Source organism: Paenibacillus sp. FSL H7-0714 (assembly GCF_038003765.1).
Taxonomy (GTDB): domain Bacteria; phylum Bacillota; class Bacilli; order Paenibacillales; family Paenibacillaceae; genus Paenibacillus_AQ.
This window is the reverse complement of the sequence record NZ_JBBOPT010000001.1, coordinates 2,590,243-2,612,378: the sequence shown is the minus strand read 5'-3', so window position 1 is coordinate 2,612,378 and position 22,136 is coordinate 2,590,243. Positions and strand designations below refer to the sequence as shown.

25 protein-coding genes are annotated in these 22,136 nt (G+C 44.0%); 5 read left to right on the top strand and 20 right to left on the bottom strand.

The features are described 5' to 3' along the window. Positions 1 to 2 precede the first annotated feature (2 nt). From NST34_RS11290 to NST34_RS11250, 9 genes are all read right to left on the bottom strand, one after another. Positions 3 to 476 (bottom strand): NUDIX domain-containing protein, encoded by a 474-nt coding sequence (locus NST34_RS11290; protein ID WP_042193681.1) that lies wholly within the window; start codon positions 474 to 476, stop codon positions 3 to 5. A gap of 210 nt (positions 477 to 686) precedes the next feature. After that, the gene (locus tag NST34_RS11285) at positions 687 to 833 is read right to left on the bottom strand and encodes a hypothetical protein (protein WP_156113097.1); all 147 of its coding nucleotides are present in this window, start codon (positions 831 to 833) and stop codon (positions 687 to 689) included. Between the two features lie 61 nt (positions 834 to 894). Further along, positions 895 to 1,359, bottom strand: a complete 465-nt coding sequence (locus tag NST34_RS11280; RefSeq protein WP_042187118.1) for a DUF523 domain-containing protein — start codon at positions 1,357 to 1,359, stop codon at positions 895 to 897. Between the two features lie 145 nt (positions 1,360 to 1,504). After that, the gene (locus NST34_RS11275) at positions 1,505 to 2,071 is read right to left on the bottom strand and encodes a putative ABC transporter permease (RefSeq protein ID WP_256721561.1); all 567 of its coding nucleotides are present in this window, start codon (positions 2,069 to 2,071) and stop codon (positions 1,505 to 1,507) included. A 163-nt stretch (positions 2,072 to 2,234) separates the two neighbouring features. Continuing rightward, on the bottom strand, positions 2,235 to 2,423 hold the full coding sequence (locus NST34_RS11270; protein ID WP_076283037.1) for a hypothetical protein: 189 nt from the start codon (positions 2,421 to 2,423) through the stop codon (positions 2,235 to 2,237). A gap of 176 nt (positions 2,424 to 2,599) precedes the next feature. Beyond that, a complete protein-coding gene (locus NST34_RS11265; protein WP_042126589.1) occupies positions 2,600 to 2,779 on the bottom strand; it encodes a hypothetical protein in 180 nt (59 codons plus the stop codon). 91 nt (positions 2,780 to 2,870) lie between these two features. Continuing rightward, positions 2,871 to 3,557, bottom strand: coding sequence for an LrgB family protein (locus tag NST34_RS11260; protein ID WP_076283038.1), 687 nt, complete (start codon positions 3,555 to 3,557; stop codon positions 2,871 to 2,873). After that, the gene (locus tag NST34_RS11255) at positions 3,557 to 3,967 is read right to left on the bottom strand and encodes a CidA/LrgA family holin-like protein (RefSeq protein ID WP_076283039.1); all 411 of its coding nucleotides are present in this window, start codon (positions 3,965 to 3,967) and stop codon (positions 3,557 to 3,559) included. The genes NST34_RS11260 and NST34_RS11255 overlap by 1 nt, the downstream gene beginning before the upstream one ends. Positions 3,968 to 4,177: 210 nt before the next feature. Further along, positions 4,178 to 4,852, bottom strand: a complete 675-nt coding sequence (locus NST34_RS11250; protein ID WP_341127796.1) for an NAD(P)H-dependent oxidoreductase — start codon at positions 4,850 to 4,852, stop codon at positions 4,178 to 4,180. Positions 4,853 to 5,003: 151 nt separating this feature from the next. Here NST34_RS11250 and NST34_RS11245 point away from each other — a divergent pair, with 151 nt between their 5' ends. Next, positions 5,004 to 5,396 (top strand): winged helix-turn-helix transcriptional regulator, encoded by a 393-nt coding sequence (locus NST34_RS11245; RefSeq protein ID WP_060622450.1) that lies wholly within the window; start codon positions 5,004 to 5,006, stop codon positions 5,394 to 5,396. Positions 5,397 to 5,412: 16 nt separating this feature from the next. On the opposite strand, the gene NST34_RS11240 is transcribed toward NST34_RS11245, so the two are convergent. The 10 genes from NST34_RS11240 to NST34_RS11195 all read right to left on the bottom strand — a co-directional run bounded on the left by NST34_RS11240 (position 5,413) and on the right by NST34_RS11195 (position 16,496). Further along, the gene (locus NST34_RS11240) at positions 5,413 to 5,784 is read right to left on the bottom strand and encodes a YkvA family protein (protein ID WP_042187107.1); all 372 of its coding nucleotides are present in this window, start codon (positions 5,782 to 5,784) and stop codon (positions 5,413 to 5,415) included. A gap of 111 nt (positions 5,785 to 5,895) precedes the next feature. Then, on the bottom strand, positions 5,896 to 6,534 hold the full coding sequence (locus NST34_RS11235; protein ID WP_076283041.1) for a Vat family streptogramin A O-acetyltransferase: 639 nt from the start codon (positions 6,532 to 6,534) through the stop codon (positions 5,896 to 5,898). 117 nt (positions 6,535 to 6,651) lie between these two features. Further along, positions 6,652 to 7,926 carry an L-rhamnose isomerase gene (gene rhaA / locus NST34_RS11230; RefSeq protein WP_339802697.1) on the bottom strand — a complete coding sequence of 425 codons (1,275 nt, stop codon included), beginning with the start codon at positions 7,924 to 7,926 and terminating at the stop codon, positions 6,652 to 6,654. A gap of 429 nt (positions 7,927 to 8,355) precedes the next feature. Then, positions 8,356 to 9,843: a rhamnulokinase gene (rhaB, locus tag NST34_RS11225; RefSeq protein ID WP_341127795.1), complete on the bottom strand. Its 1,488-nt coding sequence runs from the start codon at positions 9,841 to 9,843 to the stop codon at positions 8,356 to 8,358. 27 nt (positions 9,844 to 9,870) lie between these two features. Continuing rightward, positions 9,871 to 10,599: a LutC/YkgG family protein gene (locus NST34_RS11220; protein WP_341127794.1), complete on the bottom strand. Its 729-nt coding sequence runs from the start codon at positions 10,597 to 10,599 to the stop codon at positions 9,871 to 9,873. After that, entirely contained in the window at positions 10,592 to 12,145 is a 1,554-nt protein-coding gene (locus NST34_RS11215) for a LutB/LldF family L-lactate oxidation iron-sulfur protein (RefSeq protein WP_341127793.1), read from the bottom strand. Before NST34_RS11215 ends, NST34_RS11220 begins: the two co-directional genes overlap by 8 nt. Continuing rightward, on the bottom strand, positions 12,142 to 12,870 hold the full coding sequence (locus NST34_RS11210; protein ID WP_341127792.1) for a (Fe-S)-binding protein: 729 nt from the start codon (positions 12,868 to 12,870) through the stop codon (positions 12,142 to 12,144). The genes NST34_RS11215 and NST34_RS11210 overlap by 4 nt, the downstream gene beginning before the upstream one ends. Before the next feature lie 26 nt (positions 12,871 to 12,896). Beyond that, positions 12,897 to 13,655: a DeoR/GlpR family DNA-binding transcription regulator gene (locus NST34_RS11205; protein WP_341127791.1), complete on the bottom strand. Its 759-nt coding sequence runs from the start codon at positions 13,653 to 13,655 to the stop codon at positions 12,897 to 12,899. A gap of 40 nt (positions 13,656 to 13,695) precedes the next feature. Further along, on the bottom strand, positions 13,696 to 15,765 hold the full coding sequence (locus tag NST34_RS11200) for a bifunctional aldolase/short-chain dehydrogenase (RefSeq protein ID WP_341127790.1): 2,070 nt from the start codon (positions 15,763 to 15,765) through the stop codon (positions 13,696 to 13,698). Between the two features lie 227 nt (positions 15,766 to 15,992). Further along, positions 15,993 to 16,496, bottom strand: coding sequence for a GNAT family N-acetyltransferase (locus tag NST34_RS11195; RefSeq protein WP_341127789.1), 504 nt, complete (start codon positions 16,494 to 16,496; stop codon positions 15,993 to 15,995). Between the two features lie 376 nt (positions 16,497 to 16,872). Here NST34_RS11195 and NST34_RS11190 point away from each other — a divergent pair, with 376 nt between their 5' ends. From NST34_RS11190 to NST34_RS11180, 3 genes are all read left to right on the top strand, one after another. Next, positions 16,873 to 17,781: an alpha/beta fold hydrolase gene (locus NST34_RS11190; protein ID WP_341127788.1), complete on the top strand. Its 909-nt coding sequence runs from the start codon at positions 16,873 to 16,875 to the stop codon at positions 17,779 to 17,781. A 50-nt stretch (positions 17,782 to 17,831) separates the two neighbouring features. Next, the gene (locus NST34_RS11185) at positions 17,832 to 18,677 is read left to right on the top strand and encodes a sugar phosphate isomerase/epimerase family protein (RefSeq protein ID WP_341127787.1); all 846 of its coding nucleotides are present in this window, start codon (positions 17,832 to 17,834) and stop codon (positions 18,675 to 18,677) included. A gap of 119 nt (positions 18,678 to 18,796) precedes the next feature. Then, a complete protein-coding gene (locus NST34_RS11180) occupies positions 18,797 to 19,843 on the top strand; it encodes a glycosyltransferase family 4 protein (RefSeq protein WP_341127786.1) in 1,047 nt (348 codons plus the stop codon). 12 nt (positions 19,844 to 19,855) lie between these two features. Here the strand turns inward: NST34_RS11180 and NST34_RS11175 are convergent, their stop codons facing one another. Then, entirely contained in the window at positions 19,856 to 20,650 is a 795-nt protein-coding gene (locus NST34_RS11175) for an AraC family transcriptional regulator (RefSeq protein WP_076283051.1), read from the bottom strand. A 135-nt stretch (positions 20,651 to 20,785) separates the two neighbouring features. Here NST34_RS11175 and NST34_RS11170 point away from each other — a divergent pair, with 135 nt between their 5' ends. Beyond that, positions 20,786 to 22,129 (top strand): glycoside hydrolase family 30 protein, encoded by a 1,344-nt coding sequence (locus tag NST34_RS11170; RefSeq protein WP_341127785.1) that lies wholly within the window; start codon positions 20,786 to 20,788, stop codon positions 22,127 to 22,129. Positions 22,130 to 22,136: the final 7 nt, after the last annotated feature.

The following is a 22,136-nucleotide window of genomic DNA, read 5'->3' as shown; positions in this document are numbered from 1 at the left end:
GCTCATTCAAATATCGTTTTTGCCACTTCGCGGTCTTTCTTGAAAATCTCCACTGGATAGGGAATGGCCATCTCGGGCAGCTCACTCTCTTTAAAGAACTTAAATTCTTCGACTTCTCCATCCATTGCTCTCAGCGTTCCACGGATGATAGAACACTCAAATACGATGACTGTATATTCCACCTGGTCTCCATTGTTATATTCGTATCTATATTTCCCTCCACCAAAAACCCCAAGAATGGAAGTAGGATGCACCATTAATCCAGTCTCTTCATATACTTCTCTGCGCAAAGTTCTTCCCGGCCGTTCCCCTGGCTCGATAGCGCCTGCTGGCAATCCCCACAAGGACTCTTCAGGTTTTCGAATAAATAGAATTTCATCTTCTTTATTTCTTATTACTGCAGCTACGGAAGGCATCATTAATAACTCTGAACCCACTTTTCCTCGGATCTCCTGATAATACTCAGACATCGGCACGCTATTCATCCATCCTCTCACACCGTTTTGTAGAACATCATCCTATTTTCCTCCGGCTTCCCAAAAACCCACATTATGTATATATTAGACATCTCTGTGATGGAATCCTTTAGAATCAGCAATATGCTTAGCGTGGAACAAAAAAAGCTTCCGAACGGCTCAATACTTTCTGAGGTCCGGAAGCAGTTACAATGAGGTGAGACTTTGAACTTAATGTTTCCCTTTGTAGCCGGCAAGCTGTACGATCATGATGACAAGAACAAGCAATGAAATGAGCTGATCAATACTCATCTGCGTCCGCCTCCAATCCCAAATGAAGGATGGCTCTTCGGACGGCATTTCCTCTCCCAAGGACACTGCTTCGTTCCCCTTATACACACTATGTAACGTGAGTTCGATTTATTACTTTAAGAATGACTTACCCCTCCATACGAGCAAGTTCTTTCTCCACTTCATCTAGTTGATCTTCGCCGAACACTTTAAAGCCATTTTGCCGTAATAACTCCGTAGTTGTACCTTCTCCTGACATCTTCGTATCCCTAAAAGTACCATCATAAATATAAAGACTACCACAAGAAGGACTATCCTGTTTTAATATCGCTAATGTAACTTGATGTTCTGTAGCCAGCTTCAGCGTTGCTTGAGCACCTTTCATAAAAGGTTCCGTAACATCCACACCTGCACCTGTTACCACCCGCTCACCTTGCCGTTGGGCATCAGGACGAGGCGTTGATAACCCTCCGACTACCTCAGGACAAATGTGGACAAAACGCCCTTCCTCATACCACTTCAAGAAACGAGCATCGAGACACGGCACATCACCATTATCATAACGCACTTTATGTCCTAACAGACATGCGCTTACTAGAATCTTCCCTGTCATCGTAATCTCCACCAGTCCGTCTAGTATTTAATATATGGCTATATTATTTACGACACAAAACTGATATGCAAGATCGAAATGCTTGTCACTGAAATCTTTGTGCTTCATATACAAAAGAATGCTTATTATGTCCATATAGGCATCATTAATCTTGATATTGGGGGGTCTTCTCACTTCTATACCGACTCCAGCAAGTCCACAATAAATCAGCCATAAGATAGAGTCCCACGAAAGGAAAAATAATTCCCCAAACATTATAGAATAGTGAATACAAACGCTCCATAAACGGCTGAATCCCATATACACAAGCTACCGATAGCGCCCACCAATATAGGGAGAATCGAAGGCAAATATGCCCTTGCAGTTGATAAGACATCCCTGAATAATCCCACCATTGCTTTTGAAACACAGTTTTTAGCACCCAACCACTTACGTATTCAACAGCTGAAGGAACGACTAACGCAAGCAGGAGGAAAATTGGGAAAGGCAGGGTTAAGTCTCTGGCAATCAATAGAAGCAGTGGTGCAAATCCATACATTGGCTTAAAAGGGCCTTTTAGAAAGCCTTCTTTGCGAAAGCTTCCATTACTATATAAGTTATATGTACCTTCCAATACCCAGCCTAAAAAAGAGTAGATCATAAAATAAAAGAAATATTGGCCAGCCACTGCCATCGTAGAATCTCCGCTTGAAGAAAATATAGAAGTCATCATGTTTATACACCGCTCCTAGTTGTCATTATTTTCTTGAATATCCATCCGGACCTATTATGCCTTAATCCTTCAGGAGATATGCGCAACAAAAAAGACATAACCCAAAGGTTATGTCTTCATTACAAATTATAAAAAGTGAAGCGGATTCTCTATCCATCCACGCTTATGGTTTAAGCCGTTCTTCGTGATTCTGAGCCGATATTAGCGACTGATCGTCGTCTTGTTTCTTTAACGTATCCGTTGTAAGTTCACTACGTACGCCAAAGTTTGAACCATACTTTTTCTCAAAGTTGCCTACAAGAGCCTCACCACGTTTTTGCCGATATCGGCTGTTCTCATTCCGACTACGCATTTCATTTCCTCCCTGCTACAAGAATGGCTGAGATCTGTGAAATTTGCGAAAAGCTACTAAGAATTTGGAGAAAACTCTCTGATGAGGTTGTACCTGAATTCATTATACAATAATTGCTAAAATCATCTCAAGAAAAACAGACTGCCCAATAAAGGACAGCCTGTCTTCCGAATCATTTAGTCCAAATCGTTAGGAAGCGGATCAGGATGCGAGGACTCTGCAGGCTTGGCTACCCAATCGTCTGCTTCTGGCTCGATGTCCACACCATTCTCCATCTTCTTAATTTCAGCTAATGAATCGCCGTCTTTATTTTCCTTGTTGCGGATTTCCGCTTCATCTTGAGAATAATCTGACATGTGAAATCCTCCTCAGGTGCTTTGCTTTATTTGTTCCTTAGTTATAGTTACCCGATGGAGTGTTTTGCAAACATAGTTACGATGAATGAATTTAAGGGTACATGATCCAAGCTACCACCGGACCGATACATGAACCGACAATAGCACAAACGGTCATCGCTACGGAGCTCATTGAAACTGACTGTTCACCGTATTCCAGTGCCTTTGCAGTTCCAAGTGCATGAGAACCCGTTCCTAACCCGATCCCAATCCCAACTTCGCTTCGAATCTTAAACAGTTTAATAATGAGAGGACCGCCAATCGCACCTGTAAATCCGGCAATCATTACAAATACGGAGGTTAGCGAGGAGTCCCCACCTAAACCATTTGAGATTTGTATCGCCACAGGTGTTGTGATCGATTTTGGCAAAATGGACAGAACATACAATTTAGAGAATCCTAGACCAGCCGCCAAAAGCAGACCACTAAACATCCCTAATAACAGTCCTGCAATCGCTCCCCCCAGGATGGCTGGAAGATTCTCGACTAACACATTACGTTGTTTATACAATGGGTAGGCTAGCGCCACTACAGCAGGACCGAGTAACTGATTGATCCACTGACCGCCTATCATATATGTATCATACGGAATATGAAAAAATAGAAGTATTGCTACAACAAGGACTGTTGCTGTTAACGCGGGAATCAGTACAGGAAACCGAAAACGTCTATAAATTACGGACATCATCAAATAAATAGCAACATTAAGCAGGACAATTCCTGTCGCGATAAAAAACATTATAATTCCTTCCCCTTTTCGCTTAAGCTCTTGCTGCTCCAGCCCGCCTTGCTCTTTCCTTTCAAGGTTGAAAGCCATTGACTCGTATGTGCTGCTGCTGCAATTGTGAGGACGCTGCTAACGATAAGAATCAAGATTAAGAGCAAACCTCTTCCACTAAAAATATCCATATGCTTCACGATCCCAGCCGTCGCTGGAATAAAAAATAACGGAAGATAAGCTAATATTGTTGTTGCACCATCTTCAATCCACTTCACTGGTACAACCTTGAATAGCAATAAAACAAAGAGCAAAAGTAATCCGACGATACTCCCGGAAACGGGAAGATGCAGCTGCTTTTGCAGGAAGTCTCCAGCCAAGTAGAACAAATAAAGCAGGAACACTTGGATAATTATGCGAATGATTTTCATGATGCAGGATCCCTTCATTATTAAATTAACTCGATAAAGCTTAAAATGGGTCACCTCAATAAGAGTATCAGAGTTTTCATGAAAATTTCAATTACTTTTCGAATCTTGTAAGAATTAAACAAAAATAACCTGCATGATCTCCAAGACACTGGAGACTTTGCAGGTTTCATTATTTTCGTTATGCAGCTCAAAAATGAAATTCCAGCTTAGTTAAACCCACTGAACGACTTGCTCTGCGCTTTGTCTTGTTTTTCCACGTGGTTCATTCAAACGATACCCAAAGGCTACCATGCAGGAGATTCCAAAATGTTCGGCATCCATAATCCCCTCTTCGGTAAGAACTTGCTCTATCTTCGCTTTATCGAAACCTTCCATTGGGCAAGAATCGATTCCGATTAAAGCGGCTGATGTCATCATATTACCAAGGGCTATATAAGTCTGACGGCAGCTCCATTCGAACATTGCACGCTCATTCTCCATCAATCCAAAATCAACCTTCAAGAACTTATCGAACATATTACCTTTCCCTTCCATCACTTCTGGAGGTAGCTCCTGCACATGCTCCATGATCCCTTTAATATAATCTGAATCAGCAGCCATATCTTTAGGAAGACGTGAGAGAATCATTACAAAATGACTTGCGGTTGGCAATTGCTTTTGTGCTCCCCAGGCATGAGCACGTAATTTCTCACGTATTTCCGGACTTTGTACTACGACAAAACGCCAAGGCTCGAATCCGAATGAACTTGGTGACAGACGTCCTGTTTCCAGAATAAACTGAAAGTCTGACTCACTAATTTTTTTATGACTATCAAATTCTTTAGTTGCATGTCTGAACTGGTAAGCAGACAGGATTTCATTCTTGTTTAATGATAAAGTATCCATATTTAACACTCCTTTTATTTGCTTAGAATCAACGGCCCATTTGACTGTTTGCCGTTCTCATGCTTAATATTAGAATATATATCACTTCTTTAAAAGTACGCACATTAATGTTATGTAGTATACAAAATGATACTATGGGAGTTGAACGGCTATGCGTGATCGAAAAGGTGGATTCGGAGATTTCCCAGGGGGAAATAAGGAAGCTTGCCCTGTGGAATTTACGCTCGATGTTATAGGAGGAAAATGGAAGGGGATTCTCATCTATCACTTGATGGATGGAACGAAACGCTTTAACGAATTTCGCCGGATATGCCCAGGAATCACTCAACGCATGTTAACCTTGCAGCTTAGAGAGCTGGAAGAAGATGGAGTTGTTCACCGCGAGGTCTACCATCAGGTTCCCCCGAAAGTCGAATACTCGTTAACTGAATTTGGCAAGACACTGACCCCTATTATTAAACTCATGAAAGACTGGGGCGAGGTTTACAAAACAAAACAGCTTTCCGCAGAAAGCTGTCCAGAAGGTACAAATATTACGGTGTAGCTCAAAGCTGCACCTTTTATTTTTCAAAAAATGCTTCGGCCTTTTCCTTATGTTCGTTGGTTACCTGACCAGATATCGCTTTAATGCCTGCTGCAATGATCGCTGCATCATCTGTAAATCCAAGGCCGAGAATCGCATCGGGTATCGCATCAATCGGGGAGATGAAATAAGCCAACGCTCCGAAGGCAATTCCTTTTGCCCATAAAGGGGTCTTTGCGTCGACTGCGCAATAATACATCGCAATAGCATCTTTAGTAAATGGGATCTTGCCTGCGAACTTTTTAGTTTTAGTCCAAAAATTCCGCGTCACCATCTCCTCGTTCTCTTTACTGTATGGAAACTTCTCTGCTGTGAGTTCCGCAGTGATCTTATCATCATCTTTCTTCATTAGATTTTCCCTCCGCAAGGTTCATATGAAGTACATACAGTCAGTATACCCTCAGCTATTATTTATATCTTTAAGATAAACTATAGCTCGTTCTATGAAACTTACACAATATCATTTAATTTCTTTGATTTTATTCAAATCACTGCTGCATAACGCTTCAAGATTCTTAAAGATACGCTCGGCATCCCAATCCCACCACTTAAGCGCTTCTAGATGTTCGATCAATTCATCATCAAAACGTTGTCTAATTACTTTACATGGATTTCCTCCAGCTACACTATAAGCCGGGATATCTTTGACAACTGTTGAATTGGCCGCGATGACGGCTCCATTACCAATATGTACACCCGGCATAACCGTAACATTCTGCCCAATCCACACATCGTTGCCGATCACCGTATCTCCTTTTAAGGGTAAATCTGATAGTTCTGGAACCGCATGCTCCCAGCCATTAGACATGATATTAAAAGGGTAGGTCGTAACAGAATTCATTCGATGGTTCGCACCATTCATGACAAATTCAATACCTTTGGCAATCGCGCAGAATTTCCCAATAATAAGCTTGTCACCAATAAAATCATAATGATGAGTTACATGCTCCTCAAACTTTTCGGCACCGTCTATATCATCATAATACGTATAATCGCCAATCGTAATATTTTTTCTTGTAATCACATTTTTGATATAACAGATGCTTTTGATCTGTTCATTCGGATAGAGCACATTCGGATTCGGTCCATATTTCTCCATAATAACGCCTCTCTCTCTTTTTGATAAAACATAGCAGAGATCACATATCTTTTCAAATAAGTACGAATCATGAACATAAAAAGCGGCTACCGTGTGGTAACCGCCATAACAAGTACTTTATCGCTTTGATAAAACATCTACTTCGTATTGCTTCACATCACTCAGCCAACTTTCTCGGACAGGTACACCATTCGTCGCACAATAATAATCCCAAATAGCTCCGAACGGATAAGATTTCAATTCCTCTACCAGTGCAAGTCTAGTAGTATAATCCCCATCCAGTTCAATTTGCTTCAATAGCTCTATCGGTTCCAGCATCGCACGTAGCAGAGCTTTGATTGTGTTACGTGTTCCGATCACCCAAGCGGCAATGTGATTAATACTTCCGTCAAAGAAATCGAGTCCAATATGAGTTCTTTCTAGGAATTGACCTCTAACTAGTTCACGAGCAATCTCCAGCAGTTCATCATCCATAGTCACCACATGATCACTATCCCAGCGTACTGGACGGCTAACATGCAGCAACAATTGATCACCAAACAGCAGCCAAGAGGATAGTTTATTCGAGATGGTCTCGGTCGGATGGAAATGCCCAGCATCGAAGCAAACCGCTTTGCCCCGACTTAGTGCATAACCCATATAAAATTCATGCGAACCTACCACATAACTTTCTGAACCAATTCCGAACAACTTGCTTTCTACAGCATCAATGTTATATCGCTCATCGATCTCCTCGCTGAAGATCTCGTCCAGTGATTGCTGAAGTCGCACTCTCGGTGACAGACGGTCGATCGGTGTATCTTTATATCCATCTGGAACCCAGAAGTTGGTTACACAAGGCTGACCTAGTGCCTGACCGAAAGATTCGGAGATTCGGCGTGAAGCCTTGCAATGAGCAATCCAGAAGTTGCGGATTTCAGGATCCGAGTGGCTTAGTGTGAAGCCATCATTAGCTTTTTCATGAGAGAAGCAAGTGGGATTGAAATCCAATCCAAGCCCCTGCTCCTTAGCCCAGTGCACCCATCTTTCAAAATGCTTAGGCTCTAGCGCATCAAGATCTACAGTTTCTTCCGTATCGGCATAAATAGCATGTAAATTAACTTTATGACGTCCGGGGATAAGTGCTAGTGCTTGCTCCAAATCACGGCGCAGCTCCTCCGGATTTCTAGCTCGCCCCGGGTAACTGCCCGTGACCGCGATTCCGCCACTTAGTTCCTTTTCCTTATTCAGGAAGCCCTTTACATCGTCTCCTTGCCAGCAGTGCAATGAAATTTTGATTGCTGCAAGCTGCTCTAATACTTTATCTACGTCAATGCCATGCTGTGCGTAGAGCTTTTTCGCCTCATTATAGCTCGTCTGAATGTTCTTTAAGCTTTCTGTATTCTGCACCATGCTTGAGCCTCCTGAATTTTTCTTAGTGATTCCATTTAGGGGTATTTATACCCTTCTTTTGCTCGTTTTCCGCTTTTTACGCTCAATGAGAGGGATTTATACCCTTCTTTTGCTCGTTTTCCGCTATTTACGCTCAATGTGGGGGATTTATACCCCTATTTTGCTCGTTTTCCGCTTTTTGCGCTCAATGAGGGGGATTTATACCCTTCTTTTACTCGTATTTCACTTTTTGCGCTCTATGAGGGGGATTTATAACTTTCTTTTACTCGTTTTCTGCTTTTTCCGCTCAATGTGGGGGATTTATACCCTTCTTTTGCTCGTTTTCCGCTTTTTACGCTCAATGTAGGGGATTTTTGTACCTCTTTTGCTCATCCATAGCTATCTATTAATAGACATCCCATATATTCTAGGTTACTTTATTAGTTACTCTTATACGACCTGCAGTCGAGCAAACTCAGCCAATGCCGCGGTTTTTAGGGAAGAGTCCATCTCTTGTGGAATATAGATTGTTACATCAAATGAACGAAATATAATTTCTCTTGCTTCTTTAATATCTGTGACTGTACCCACGCTGATCATTTGCATAACTACATTACCTAATGCGGTGGATTCCGTTGGACCAGCGTAAATCTCCATCTCTAGTAAATCCGCCGCAATTTGGCATAGCAATCCATTATTCGCCCCTCCGCCTACGATGTGCAGCCGCTCCCACTTCTCGCCGGTCAATAGCTGAAGATCCTGAACATAGAAATAGTAAGAAAGAGCAAGACTGTCAAACACACATCTGGAGATCTCCCCTGGTGTCTTTGGTACCCACTGTCCGACTTCCGCACAATAGCTCTGTATCTCGCTGATCATGTTGGATGGATTCATGAATCGTTCATCATTGCAGTAGATGATGGATCTGAAAGGAATCTCTTGCTCTGCTAGCTCCACCAGTTCGCCGAAGCTGTATTGACCACCATATTCCTCACAAACCTTTTGGATCAGCCACATCCCCATAATGTTCTTAAGAAAACGGAACGAGCCGAAGGCGCCCCATTCGTTCGTATAGTTACGTTCCATCGCCTCGGGACATGTAATGGCTGAAGCTCGTTCCACCCCGATGAGGGACCAAGTACCACTACTGAGAAATCCCCATTTGTCGCTACTTGCAGGAACGCCTAGTACAGCTGATGCTGTATCATGTGTGGCAACTGCTATGAACTCACAATCTGGAAGATCACTCCGTGCCACCAAGTCATCAGTCAATCCGCCAATTCGTTCCCCAGGTTCCGTTAAGGGAGGAAATTGCTCTTTTGAAAGACCAAGCAGTGCCAGTAAATCAGTATCATAATCCCGAGTTTGCAGATTCAGCAGACCCGTGGTTGAAGCATTCGTGACTTCACTAATTCTTCGTCCCGTAAGCCGATAGTAGAGATAATCAGGGACTAACAGGATTGAATGTGCTGCTTCAAGATCTGCCTGATCATGCACAAACAGCTGGTATAACGTATTAATCGGGAGAACTTGTATCCCCGTCTTTCGGTAAACGCTTTCAGTTGATATATTGCGATGTAGGCTTTGTACCGCTCCATCTGTTCGGGAATCACGATAAGAAAAAACTTCATGAATTCGTGTACCCTTCTGATCTAGAAGTACGTAATCCACGGCCCAAGTATCAATTCCGACGGTACAATGCTCAATTCCTTTTGACTTCGCCTTCTGCAAACCTTTTACAATTTCAGCAAATAAATAATCGACGTCCCAATAAAGATTACCATTCTTCTCAGAGAACCCATTACTAAAACGGTGAATTTCTGTTAATGATAAGGTTCCTTCCAGTTCTTGCAAGGTTCCGCAAACGACTCTCCCACTAGAGGCTCCAATATCAATAGCAATATGATTCTGACCCTGTTTATGTGCCCCAGCATTCACTCTTAAACAACACTCCTTATCTCCTCATCAGTCTACCAGCAAGGCGAATACGATTCCAGGGCCATGCACACCTATCGTCAGATCATTCTCAATATCCGCTGAACGGCTAGGTCCAGAGATAAAGTGAATACCTGCGGGGAGACCCGATTGTCCCGCTTCATCAAAATCAATAAGCACCTCACCCAGACGAGTCTTCAGCCGCTCCAGCGGAACGATGGCAATTAATGCGGTTGGCAACAGGCTGACAGAGCGCCCTTTATCCGCAGAAGATAACACTGTAATAGAGCCTGTATAAGCAACTGCATAATCCGCGATCACAATCCCAATATCGGCTTCCGCCGCCCTAGCTTTCCATGCTTCTTGCATATCCGTATTCCAGACAGATACCTGCGTATCTACAAGTTCTTCTTCTAGACAAAGTGCCTCAAGCTCAGCTACATTTTGCCGAAGAATATAACGGGCGAGCATATCACTCGCTTTATTGACGATAAAAGCTTTAGCTTCATCCATCGTTGCCATACGAAACACATGTCCACCTGCACTTTGAAAATTCGCAGTAAATTGATCGATGCGTTCTTCTGGACTCCACTGGAATTCTTGCCAATAATCTGGAGCACCGCGAAAAGGATGTACCGGAGCCGCAGTCGTTCTTGGCCGCTTCAGGCGACGAGCGATATCGTTCATGAATGCCTGCTGTTTCTCACGAGAATCATGGTCCATACGCTCCAGCCATTCTCTGTGCGTTTCCTCAGTCATATCCGGGCTCTCCTTTCAGTTCTTCCGCCTTCCGCTTCGCTAATAAATCTTCCATCCGTTTCTGTATCGACGGGTCCATCTCGCGACTATTTTTGTCTAACTCCTCCTGCAGCTCTTTCCAGCTCTCGCGGAAGGATTCATCCGCCAGCTTCGGAGCGATCCGGTAGTTATTCCAGCCTTTCAGCGGCCCAAGCTTTGACGGAATTCCGCCGTCTCTCACAAGTAGCTTTTGTCCGATTCTGCCTACTTTCATCACACTACTGAATCGCTGGGACTTCGCCATAATCGCACCAAAACCTTTCATGCCAAGACCTTCCGCTTTGTCTCCATAACCTCTCTCTACCTTACGTCGCCGTAAATAGATAAGCATATCATGCAGAGGGATTTTGACTGGACAAGCTTCATAACACGCACCGCATAGACTCGATGCACCTGCGATATCATCCCATTGATCTACATTTTTGTTCAGCGCCGGGGTCAACACTGCTCCGATCGGTCCGCTATAAGTCCCACCATAGGCATGACCGCCAATATGACGATAGACAGGGCAGGCATTCAGACAAGCTCCACAGCGGATGCAGTTCAGTAGCTCCTGAAATTCTGGATCACCGAGCTGCTCAGATCGACCATTATCAAGGATAATAATATGCTGCTCTTCCGGCCCGTCCCCATCATCCTTTCTACGGGGTCCTGAAATACCGGACATATACACTGTTAGCTTCTGGCCAGTTGCTGAACGAGGTAATAACGTAGCCATCACCTCAAGGTCGCTCCAAGAAGGAATAATCCGCTCCATCCCCATCAAAGTGATTTGCGTCTTTGGCAAGGTGGTGACCATGCGAGCATTGCCCTCATTCTCGAATAGAACCATGGAACCTGTCTCTGCAATCGCAAAATTGCATCCCGTCATCCCAATATCCGCTTCTAGGAATTTCTCCCGCAGCTTGCGCCGTACAAATCCTGCAAGGATTGTAGTCTCAGGCAAAAGCTCCTCCCCTGCCTCCTTGGACAACAGCTCAGCAATCTGATAGCGGTTCTTATGGATGGCTGGGATAATGATATGAGACGGAGTTTCTCCGGCAAGCTGGATAATATATTCGCCAAGATCTGTCTCAATCGTCTCTACGTCAATGGATTCAAGAGCCGTATTCAAATGCAGCTCCTCAGTCACCATCGATTTTGATTTGACCACGGAAGCCGCTTGTTTTCGCTGTGCAATCTCTAAAGCAATCTTCACTGCCTCTTCACCCGTTGCCGCAAAATGAATATGCGTGCCGTTCGCTCTTGCATTGTCCGCAAATAGATTTAAGTAATAATCCAGATGAGCGATTGTATGCAGGCGAATTTGCCGCCCACGTTCGCGCCATTCTTCCCAGTGTCCATGATCGTTCGCCGCTTTCTGTTTCCCGTCACGCAGCCTTTCCGTAGTAAAGCGAACCGCCTTGCGCAAAAAGTCATTATTCAGCGCCAAGTCGGCACGCTCTTTTACCGTAGCTGGCTTCACATTAATCGATTCCGATTTAGTCTGAGCGGCATTCTGACTCATTGTCCACACACCCCCTCATACAGTAGCTCTGCTAAATGCATGACTCGGACTGGTTTGTGGCGATAACGCAAATTCCCAGCAATATTCATGAGACAGCCCATATCCAAACCCGTTAAGACTTCTGCTTCCGACTCCAGCACATGATCTGACTTCTCGGTGACCATCGCCCCGGAGATATCTGACATCTTCACGGCAAAGGTTCCACCAAACCCACAACAGTCCTCAGCAAAAGGTAATGGCACTAGCTCCATCGCCTTCACATTCTGCATAAGTAACATAGGCTCATCACGAATCCCCAGAATCCGAGTGCCATGACAGGAAGGATGATAGGTAACTTTATGCGGAAATACTGCCCCTAGATCCGTTACGCCAAGCACCTGTACCATGAACTGGCTGAACTCATAGGATTTACGCTGCAAATTCTGCGCCTTGACCAAATTAATCGGATCATCCTGAAACAGTTTCGGGTAATGATGAAGCATCCCGGTGCAAGACCCGGAAGGAGCAATGACAAAGTCACTGTCTTCGAAAGCCTGCAAAATCGTAAGTGCAGCTTGACGTGCCTCATTCCAATAGCCACTATTGTACGCAGGCTGTCCGCAGCAGGTCTGCACTTCGGGAAAATCCAGCTGCACGCCATATCTGGCAAGCAGACGTGCCATCGCTTCTCCGACCTTCGGGTACACAGCATCACTGATGCAAGTAATAAACATCGATACCTTCATGTCTTCACCTCCTGCAACACTATTTTCTACACGGTTGTTATTGCGATGTTCAGCTCCTGTAGCTGCTTTAGCTGTTCTGTGGCAGGGCTGTAATCCGTTATCACAACATCCAATTCACTAGTCGTGGCAACATGTGTGAACGCTTGAATTCCGAATTTGCTGGAGTCACAAAGTAGGATCACCTGCTCCGCGATAGAAATCATCTTTCGCTTCACCATCGCTTGCAGCTCATTCGTTTCACTGGCGCCGCGTTCGAGATGAAATCCTTTGCAGGAAAAAAACATCTTATCCACGTGATACAACTCAAGCGAACGCTCGGCTAAATGACCAACAAAGGACATCGATCTGCGGCTCAGTTGACCGCCAGTTGAGATCACATCTATTCGTTCCTTCCCACTTAACTCCGCAGCTACCCTAATAGAATTAGTCAGTACAGTTAGTGGCATATCCGGCAAATGTGAGGCCATATACCATGCAGTTGTGCTAGCATCCAGCAAAATCCGATCTCCCGGCTTTATCATCATCACTGCTTCACGAGCAATCTGCTGCTTCTCCGCTGCGTTCATAATTTCACGTTCAGCATATGGCGTCTCTGGCTGACGATCACGTAGACTGACTGCACCGCCGTGCGAGCGTAGCAGCCTCCCCGCCTTTTCCAAGCGATCAAGATCCCGGCGGATGGTCTCCTCCGTCACTTGGCATAATGTACTCAGTTCCGAGACACGAATGCTGCCACGTTCATTCACTAGTTCTACGATTCTTTCATATCTGTCTGCAATCAGCATGGCTTCCCTCCGTTATATTTATCTATATTCCATCTTCCACTTATCTAGTAAAAGCTGCCGGCACTCCACCGTCAATCGTCAGCATGCAGCCCGTAGTCTTCTCTGACTTGGATGAAGCGAAAAAGGCCACCCCTTCAGCAATATCACGTGGATAAATATTTACAAGCAGTGTTGTACGTTTACGATAATGTTCCTCCAGTTGATCCGGCTCAATCCCGTAAGCAGCAGCCCGTTCATTCCGCCAGTTCGAATTCCAAATCGCTGAGCCTTGTAGAATGGCATCCGGCAAAATTGTATTGGCGCGAATACCGAACTCTCCACCTTCAGCTGCAATACAGCGAGCCAAATGTGCTTCGAGTGCTTTGGCAGAACTGTAAGCCGATACGCTTTTTCCAGCAAATATAGAGTTCTTAGAGCCAATAAATACCATGCTACCGCCGATCTTTTGCTCCTTCATTACCTTGAAGGCTTCACGTGCAACGAGGAAATATCCAGTTCCTAGCACGGAAATGTTCAAGTTCCACTCTTTTAATGAAGTCTCATCAAAAGGACTGGAAGTCGCAAGCCCAGCATTGTTCACAATAATATCTACTCCGCCATAAAAAAGTGCTGTATCTGCATAAGCTGCGGTAACTTGCTCCTCCTGCGTTACATCCATTTTAACAGCGAACGCACGATTCTCACCGTATTTATCGTTAATCTCCTCGGCAATTTTCTGTGCGCCCTCCAGATTGAGATCTGCCAGCACAACATGCGCCCCTTCGGACACTAGACGACGAGCGGTTTCGCTCCCGATTCCTCCTGCGCCACCAGTAATGAACGCAACCTTACGCGAGAATTCTGCTTCTGCTGGTGCCAGCGATAACTTATATAATTCCAAAGGCCAATATTCCACATTGTACGATTCATTTTCACTTAGAGAGACGAAATCTCCCAATGTGGTAGCTCCGCGCATAACAGCAATCGCCCGGTGATACAAGGCACCGCTAATTTTAGAGTTGCTCCAGCTTTTGCCTGTGTTGATCATTCCCACTCCAGGAATTAGAATCACACGCGGTGCGGCTTCGAACATTACATCTCCCTCATGCTTATTGCGATCGAAGTACGCTTTGTACTGCTCTTTGTATGCGGTAATCGCTTCATTCAGCTTCGTCTTCAAACCATCAATATCACTGGCATTTGGTTCCCAATTCACAAATAGTGGCAGCATTTTGGTATGTACCAAATGATCCGGACAAGCTGCACCTACACTGGATAATTTCTCCGAGTTAACTCCACCTACAAAACGCAGCACATCCTCTGCATCATCAAAGGTCAGTATCATTTTGCGCTCATCACTGACTGCGCCTCTAATCAATGGCATTACTGCAGCTGCTACAGCCCGCCGCTCTTCTTCCGGAAGCGCTTCCGATTTGCGACCTCCGAACAGATTCTCATCTTCAATTCTATCTTGGATGTAACGCTCTGCTTCATTAATAATAGAGATCGTCTTCGCGTAACAAGCTTCCGGCGTATCCCCCCAAGTCACGAGGCCATGCTTCTCCATCAACACCAATTCTGCTTGAGGATTAGCAAGTACGCCTTCAGCGATCATTTTGGATAAAGTGAACCCAGGACGAATGTAAGGCACCCATACGAAACGATCCCCATAGATTTCCCGCGCAATATCTTTACCGTTATGAGCACAGCATAAGCTGATAATCGCATCTGGATGCGTATGATCTACATGTTTGAATGGTAAAAAAGCATGCAGCAGCGTCTCAATTGAAGCACGCGGATGCTTAGGATCAATCATACAATTCGCGAGGTAAGCCACCATTTCCTCATCAGGCATTTCCTCCCGATCAAACAAAGGCGCAATATCCTCAAGCCGCAATCCGGTAAAATTGCCTGCTTTCATCGTAGCTAGGTCAGAGCCGCTACCCTTCACCCACATGACTTCAACCTCACGACCACGGAAATCTAATTCTATAGTTTTACTAGAGGTATTCCCTCCTCCAAAATTACAGACTCTACGATCTTCACCCAACAGATTGGAGCGATAGACCAGTGCATCCAGACCTCCGTTGATGACTTTTCCCCGTGCAGAATCCCATAAACTTTGTACCATTTGTGAATACCTCCGTTTTTGAATGTTTATTTTTTTGTTTATTTTTGTTTGTTTTGATTTTAATCTATTTGTTTGTGTTTGAATAGAGCGTTTTCAACAAAATTTAAAATTTATTTCACAAGTTAGACGAATCCTCCTTGGATGAACTGAAATTCCATTGCGAAAAAACAAAAAAAGAGTTGCCAATTAGCAACTCCTTCACCCCCACTATTCAGCACCGACTCGACTCATAAACTAATCCAGTAGTTACATTTTCCATCCTCGATACCGCTAAGTATTCCTCTGTTCGCTTCAATAACCTTTCTCGAAGATACATTGTTCGGCTCACAAGTCAGCATGACCTTATCAATCCCCAGATCCGCAGTTTTTTTTAACAACTCTGCTAAAAAAATCTTGCCAAAGCCCTTTCCTCGCTCACTAGGCCTGATGCTATATCCGATGTGTCCACCTGATTTTCTTAATTGATCATTTAAGGAATGTCTTAGCTTTCCAACACCAACAGGATAAGAGTCAATCAGTAACCAATAGTTGGTTTGCGGGACATAGTTTGGTAGGAGATTATCGCCTTTTGAGAGTGCTATCCGATCTCTGATGAAATCAGGAAATTCACTGTAAGCCAAATTAAACCCATTGTTAACGAATCCATTCTCCCCAGGGCCGATCTCCATAATCATTTCAAAAATATCGCGTCCATCTGACAAACTAGCTTCCTTTAGCTCAATCAACATCATAATCCCCCCTAGAACACAAAGTTGCTTACCATATCAAAAAATTTTACTGCAAAAAAGAGCCCTCTGCATTATTTAATTGCACTTTCTACAACTAAAATTAACTTCAGCACGCCTGTCTATCGTTAAGTGTACTTTGTGCAACTAAATTCCCCCAATTAAGCTGTATCCGCTGATTTCCAGAGATATAGTTGTACAAAGTACATCTATATCACAATAACCGGAGTACATTAGCTGTTTAGTTGTATTAAATACACTTATCTGCTCCCGCCCTCTTTTTCACAGTAATGTTTCTATTTCTATCTCTTCCTTGCGAACTCTCGTAGTATACTAGTTGGAATAAGATACAGATGTTTTATTTTGGCTAAGGAGGTTTGAGATGGTAAATAGCTTTAAGAATGCCAAGGCGCAAGAACGAGTGTGGCACTCCTATGAGCAGATGATTGAGCAGTGGCCCATTCCAATTGAGGAGATTGATGTTCCAACCACATATGGACTGACGCATTGTATCCTTGCTGGTCAAAAGAATAATCCACCTTTACTACTGTTTCATGGTGTTGGTGATAACTCGGCGGTCATGTGGATCTTAAATATCGAGGAGTTATCGAAGCATTTTTATTGCATCGCGATTGATACTTTGGGCGGACCCGGAAAAAGCATCCCTAACGAGCATTTTAACAAACAGAAGTTTGAGCAAATAGAATGGATTAATGAAATAGCGATGCATTTGAGTATAGACGTCTTTCATATCGCGGGAGTGTCCAACGGCGCCTATATTGCTTTTAATTATGCGACCAAGCAACCGGACAAAGTGAACCGTGTCGTTTGTTTGGAGGGCGGGATGGTCACTGCACCGATTAAAGCCATGATCCAAACTTTAATGATGATGTTCCCGGAGATTCTGATTCCAACGGATCGCAATTTACTGAAAGTTCTGAAGAAGTTAAGCGCACCTCACTCCCCTTTATTTGACAACCATCCAGCATTAGCTGCTCATCTGATCCTTTTAATGCGCACTCATAATCAGCAAGCTATGTTTGTGCATAAGCTTCATCCATACGATAAAAACACTGCAGTCGCAGTTAGAGACAAGCTCTATTTTCTTGTTGGAGAACACGCACTAAAACAATCGAAGGATTTCATAAATATTTTAGAAGATGGAAAGTTCTATTACCAAGTCATCCCCCATGCGGGACACGGGATTAATCATGAGCAACCGGATAGAGTAAACACTGAGATCATCAATTTCCTGACAGACGATAATGATAAATCGCTTGCATCCAGATGAAAGCGCTACTATTATGTTTGTAATTACACATACCCATCCTAGATAAGGAGATGATTACCATCAGATACGGAACATTAGCGCATACATTTGGTTGTTTACCCCTCAAATCGTTGACAGCAACGCTTCAGAATTATGATATCGATTTTGTTCAACTTGCTTTATCCAAAGCTATTCAGGACATCGATACCTCCACAGGTAAATTAAGTCCAGGCCTCGCAAACTATATTGGCGAACAATTTGACAGAGCAGGTATACGCATCGGAGTGTTAGGCTGTTATATCAATCCCATTCACCCGGATCCTGTTATTCGGAGATTAGAAATAGATCGCTTTAAAGAACATCTACGGCATGCCCGCCAATTCGGCGCCCCTATGGTGGCTACGGAGACGGGCGCACTGACTACTTTCCAAGCACAAGATCCGCTCCATTACGAAGAGATCGGCTGGGATATATTAAAGGCAACTGTACAAGAGCTTGCAGAGGAAGCTGAAAAATGGGGTGTTTTTCTGGGATTGGAGGGGGTCTGCACACATACTCTTTCTACACCAGACAAGATGCGCCGCATCTTAGATGAAATTCCCTCTGGCAATATTGGGGTTGTCCTGGATCCATGCAATTTTATTGGTGACGCTGTAGATATGCAGGATCAAATTGTTGATGACGCCTTCAGGTTGTTCGGGGATCGGATCATTTTGGCGCATTTAAAAGACATCTATCAAGATGGAGAGAGAATTTACCACGGTAAGGCTGGTGGAGGGCATTTTCATACCGAAGCATTCCTGAGCAAACTCCAAAAATATAAGCCCATGATCGACCTATCTTTAGAAGATATAACGAACCTCGAGATTAATGAGACCGTTGCTTTACTGAAGAATATTGCTCATATGGAAAAATAACGCTTTTCAAAATTAGCTAAATGGTACCTTTCTATGCGAGTTGAATAAAATAAGAAACAGAACGATTGAGTAACATCGTTTGACGATTAAGCCCTAACTTGGAAGGGACGGGATTACCGATGAGATTCACATTCCCTATTCTGACCTTATCTCATGGTGGAGCTCAACGCATGCTGGTAGAACTCACCAATGGGCTAACAGCTATGGGGCATCAGGTTACTATCCTCATGCCTGTGGATGGGGTTGTTTCCTATGATGTCCGCTCCATCTTAATCCGTTCCACACATATGGAGCTTCAAGAACAGGACTATCCCTCAGGCGATGTTATTGTTTCTAATTTTCATACGACAGTCCCTACCTCTCAAGCAGCTAGCAATCAAGGAAAAGGAATTCATGTAAGATTGTCATTATGTTATGAACCCCCCTTTTTACCAGATAGTTCACTGTCGTTCCCTTCTTATCATGTCACAGAGCATCTAATTGTTTTATCGTATTGGCAGCAGGAGCTGATTCGTTTAAATCATGGGATCACAGGAAAAATCGTGCCCATTGGCATAAGCTCCTCCTTCAAGAATATGAATATCCGTTACAGTCTTCAGGAGCCTTTAAACATAACAGCTATATTAAGAAAAGCAGAACGTGGTTTCTCATGGCACCGTGAGCAAGACTATCTTATAGAGCAGCTGGATCACGTGAAAAATCAATTTCCCAATGTAAATATTAACTTTATCAGTCCGCCCGACGAGTTCAACACTTCAGAAGATCTCCAAAGAATGAAAGCTACTGGCAAATATCGATTCTTCACGCCAGCGAATGATGAAGAGCTCTGTTACCATTACAACGGTGCAGATATCTTTGTTAGTTCTAGTATTTTTGATACGGGTTCTTTGCCGGGGCTTGAAGCCATGCGGTGTGGCGCAGCACTCGTCTGTGTTTATTCAGGTGGAAATATAGAATACGCAAATCACGAGAAGAACTGCCTGCTCTCCTATCGGTACGAGAATCGGCTTGGTGAAGATGTCATCCGCCTAATCCGAGACCCAAACTTAAGAACTAAATTGGCTGCACAAGGTGAAAGATCTTCCCACAAATGGACATGGGCAAATAGTGTCAGGTTATTTGAGCAAGCGGTTAGGGACTTCTTGTTAAAAACTAGACGATCTTAAAAATAGTGAAGGCTACTCTCTCTTACGATAGTTGCCTGGCGAGACGCCATAACGTTCCCGAAATACCCTGTGGAAATAGGTGTAGCTTCCAAACCCCGTCTCCTCTGCTATTCGCTCTAAGGTATAATTGGTGTTGTCCATTAATCGAAGTGCCATAGCAAGCCGAATTTGCCCAGCATATTGCATAATAGAGTAGCCGAATTGAATTTTGAATACATGCACAGCCCTCGTTACACTAATTCCGGCATGGGCAGCTACATCCTTTAGCCTGATTTCTGATGTAGCATGCTCCTCTACATAACTCTTCATCTTAAGCCCGTGTAGCAGTGAGGCTGATGATGATGCAGGTGCTTCTTCCATTGCCCGATCTAACAGCAGACATAGCGCTTTAAACAGCGCCTCAAGTATTTCAGGGCTACCCCCATCTAGTCTTCTATTCTCCAGATCAAGCTGTTGCCATATACTTTGCAGCTTGCCATCATCCGCAATTCTAACCTTCTTCGGTCTTTCGCGCAGGTTCCACCATTGATCCACCCATTCCCCTGTACACATTACAAAATAGTCCACACTATGTCCCAGCGGACTCTTCTTTTCCCCGATTCTCAGATCATATATATCTTGAGGCTTAAATAATAACAGATCACCAGGCACCACGGTTACCATGTCCCCATCGATCAGTACTTCACACTCCCCTTCTGCTTGCAGCCTGATGATATAGGTATCCAGCCCACTGCGATATAATTGCCGAAAAGGCTGAGTATGGCAAATAAAGCCGCATAGGCTTATTTGGACACAATTAGTTTCCATTGCATTCACTCCTCTTCACTAAGTAGTCGATGACCAGATCGTTGAGGTTCTTAGCCATATTGTTTCTTCAAAGAGCAGTTAATCTCCTTCTATAATAAAGACAGAATTTATATGTACAGGAGGTTACCAACCACTATGAGTAAAATTGTTCGCGTCATTCAAACAGCAAAAGAAACTACCGACCGTCTGACAGAAAAAGACCCTCTGATCTTCCTCCCTGACACATCAGGCGTCGAATCAGAGCTCATCAATATTTATGATGATCTGGAGTATCAGGAAATGGAAGGTTTCGGTGGTGCACTTACTGAGGCTTCTGCTGTTACCATCGCTAAACTAAGTGAAGCTAAACAAAAAGAAATCATCGACGCTTATTTTGATCCTGAGCACGGAATTGGGTATACCCTTTGCCGCTCGCATATCCAGAGCTGTGACTTCTCACTGGGCAACTATGCTTATGTAGAAGAAGGCGATGCAGAGCTCCGTTCGTTCGATATTTCCAGAGATCAAGAGTCAATTATCCCCCTAATCAAAAATGCTGCAACAGCTGTTGGTGAAGATTTCCGTTTGTTCTCCTCTCCTTGGAGTCCGCCTGCTTTTATGAAAACGAACGGTCAAATGAACGGTGGTGGAGCTCTTAAGCCTGAATACCGTGAGGCTTGGGCCAACATGTTCGTAAAATATATTCAGGCTTACGCAGCTGAAGGCATCGATATTTGGGCTGTTAGTGTTCAGAATGAAGCAAAGGCTGTTCAAATCTGGGATTCTTGCCTTTATACTGCCGAAGAAGAAAAAGATTTTGTTCGTGATTACTTGGGACCAGCCTTGGAACAAGCCGGTTTGGCTCATGTAAAGGTTATGATCTGGGATCATAACAAGGAGCGCGTGTACGACCGTGCCAAGGTTGCTTTTGAAGATCAAGAAGCTTCCAAATACATTTGGGGAATTTGCTTCCACTGGTACTCCGGAGATCACTTCGAAGCCCTATCGTCCGTTCATGATCGCTTCCCAGACAAGAAGCTGTTCTTCAGCGAAGGTTGCCAAGAAGGTGGCGTTCATCTCGGCTCATGGAATACAGGCGAACGTTACGGCCATGATATCATTGGTAACCTGAATAACTGGATGTCAAGCTGGACGGACTGGAATATTGTCTTGGACGAGCAAGGGGGCCCTAACCATGTAGGTAACTACTGCGATGCTCCAATCATTGGAGATACGAAAAACGATGAAATAATATTTGAGAGCTCCTTCTATTACATCGGGCATTTCAGTAAATACATTCGCCCAGGTGCTAAACGAATTGGGCACTCTAAATATACTGATAAGCTTGAAACAACGGCTTTCCGTAACCCAGATGGCACCATTGCTGTTATCGTTATGAACCGCACGGAACAAGAGCTTCCTTTCACCCTGCGCTTCCATAACAACTTGGCTGAGAACATGATTCCGGCTCATGCCATTCAAACCCTGCTAATAAAGTAAAAAGAAT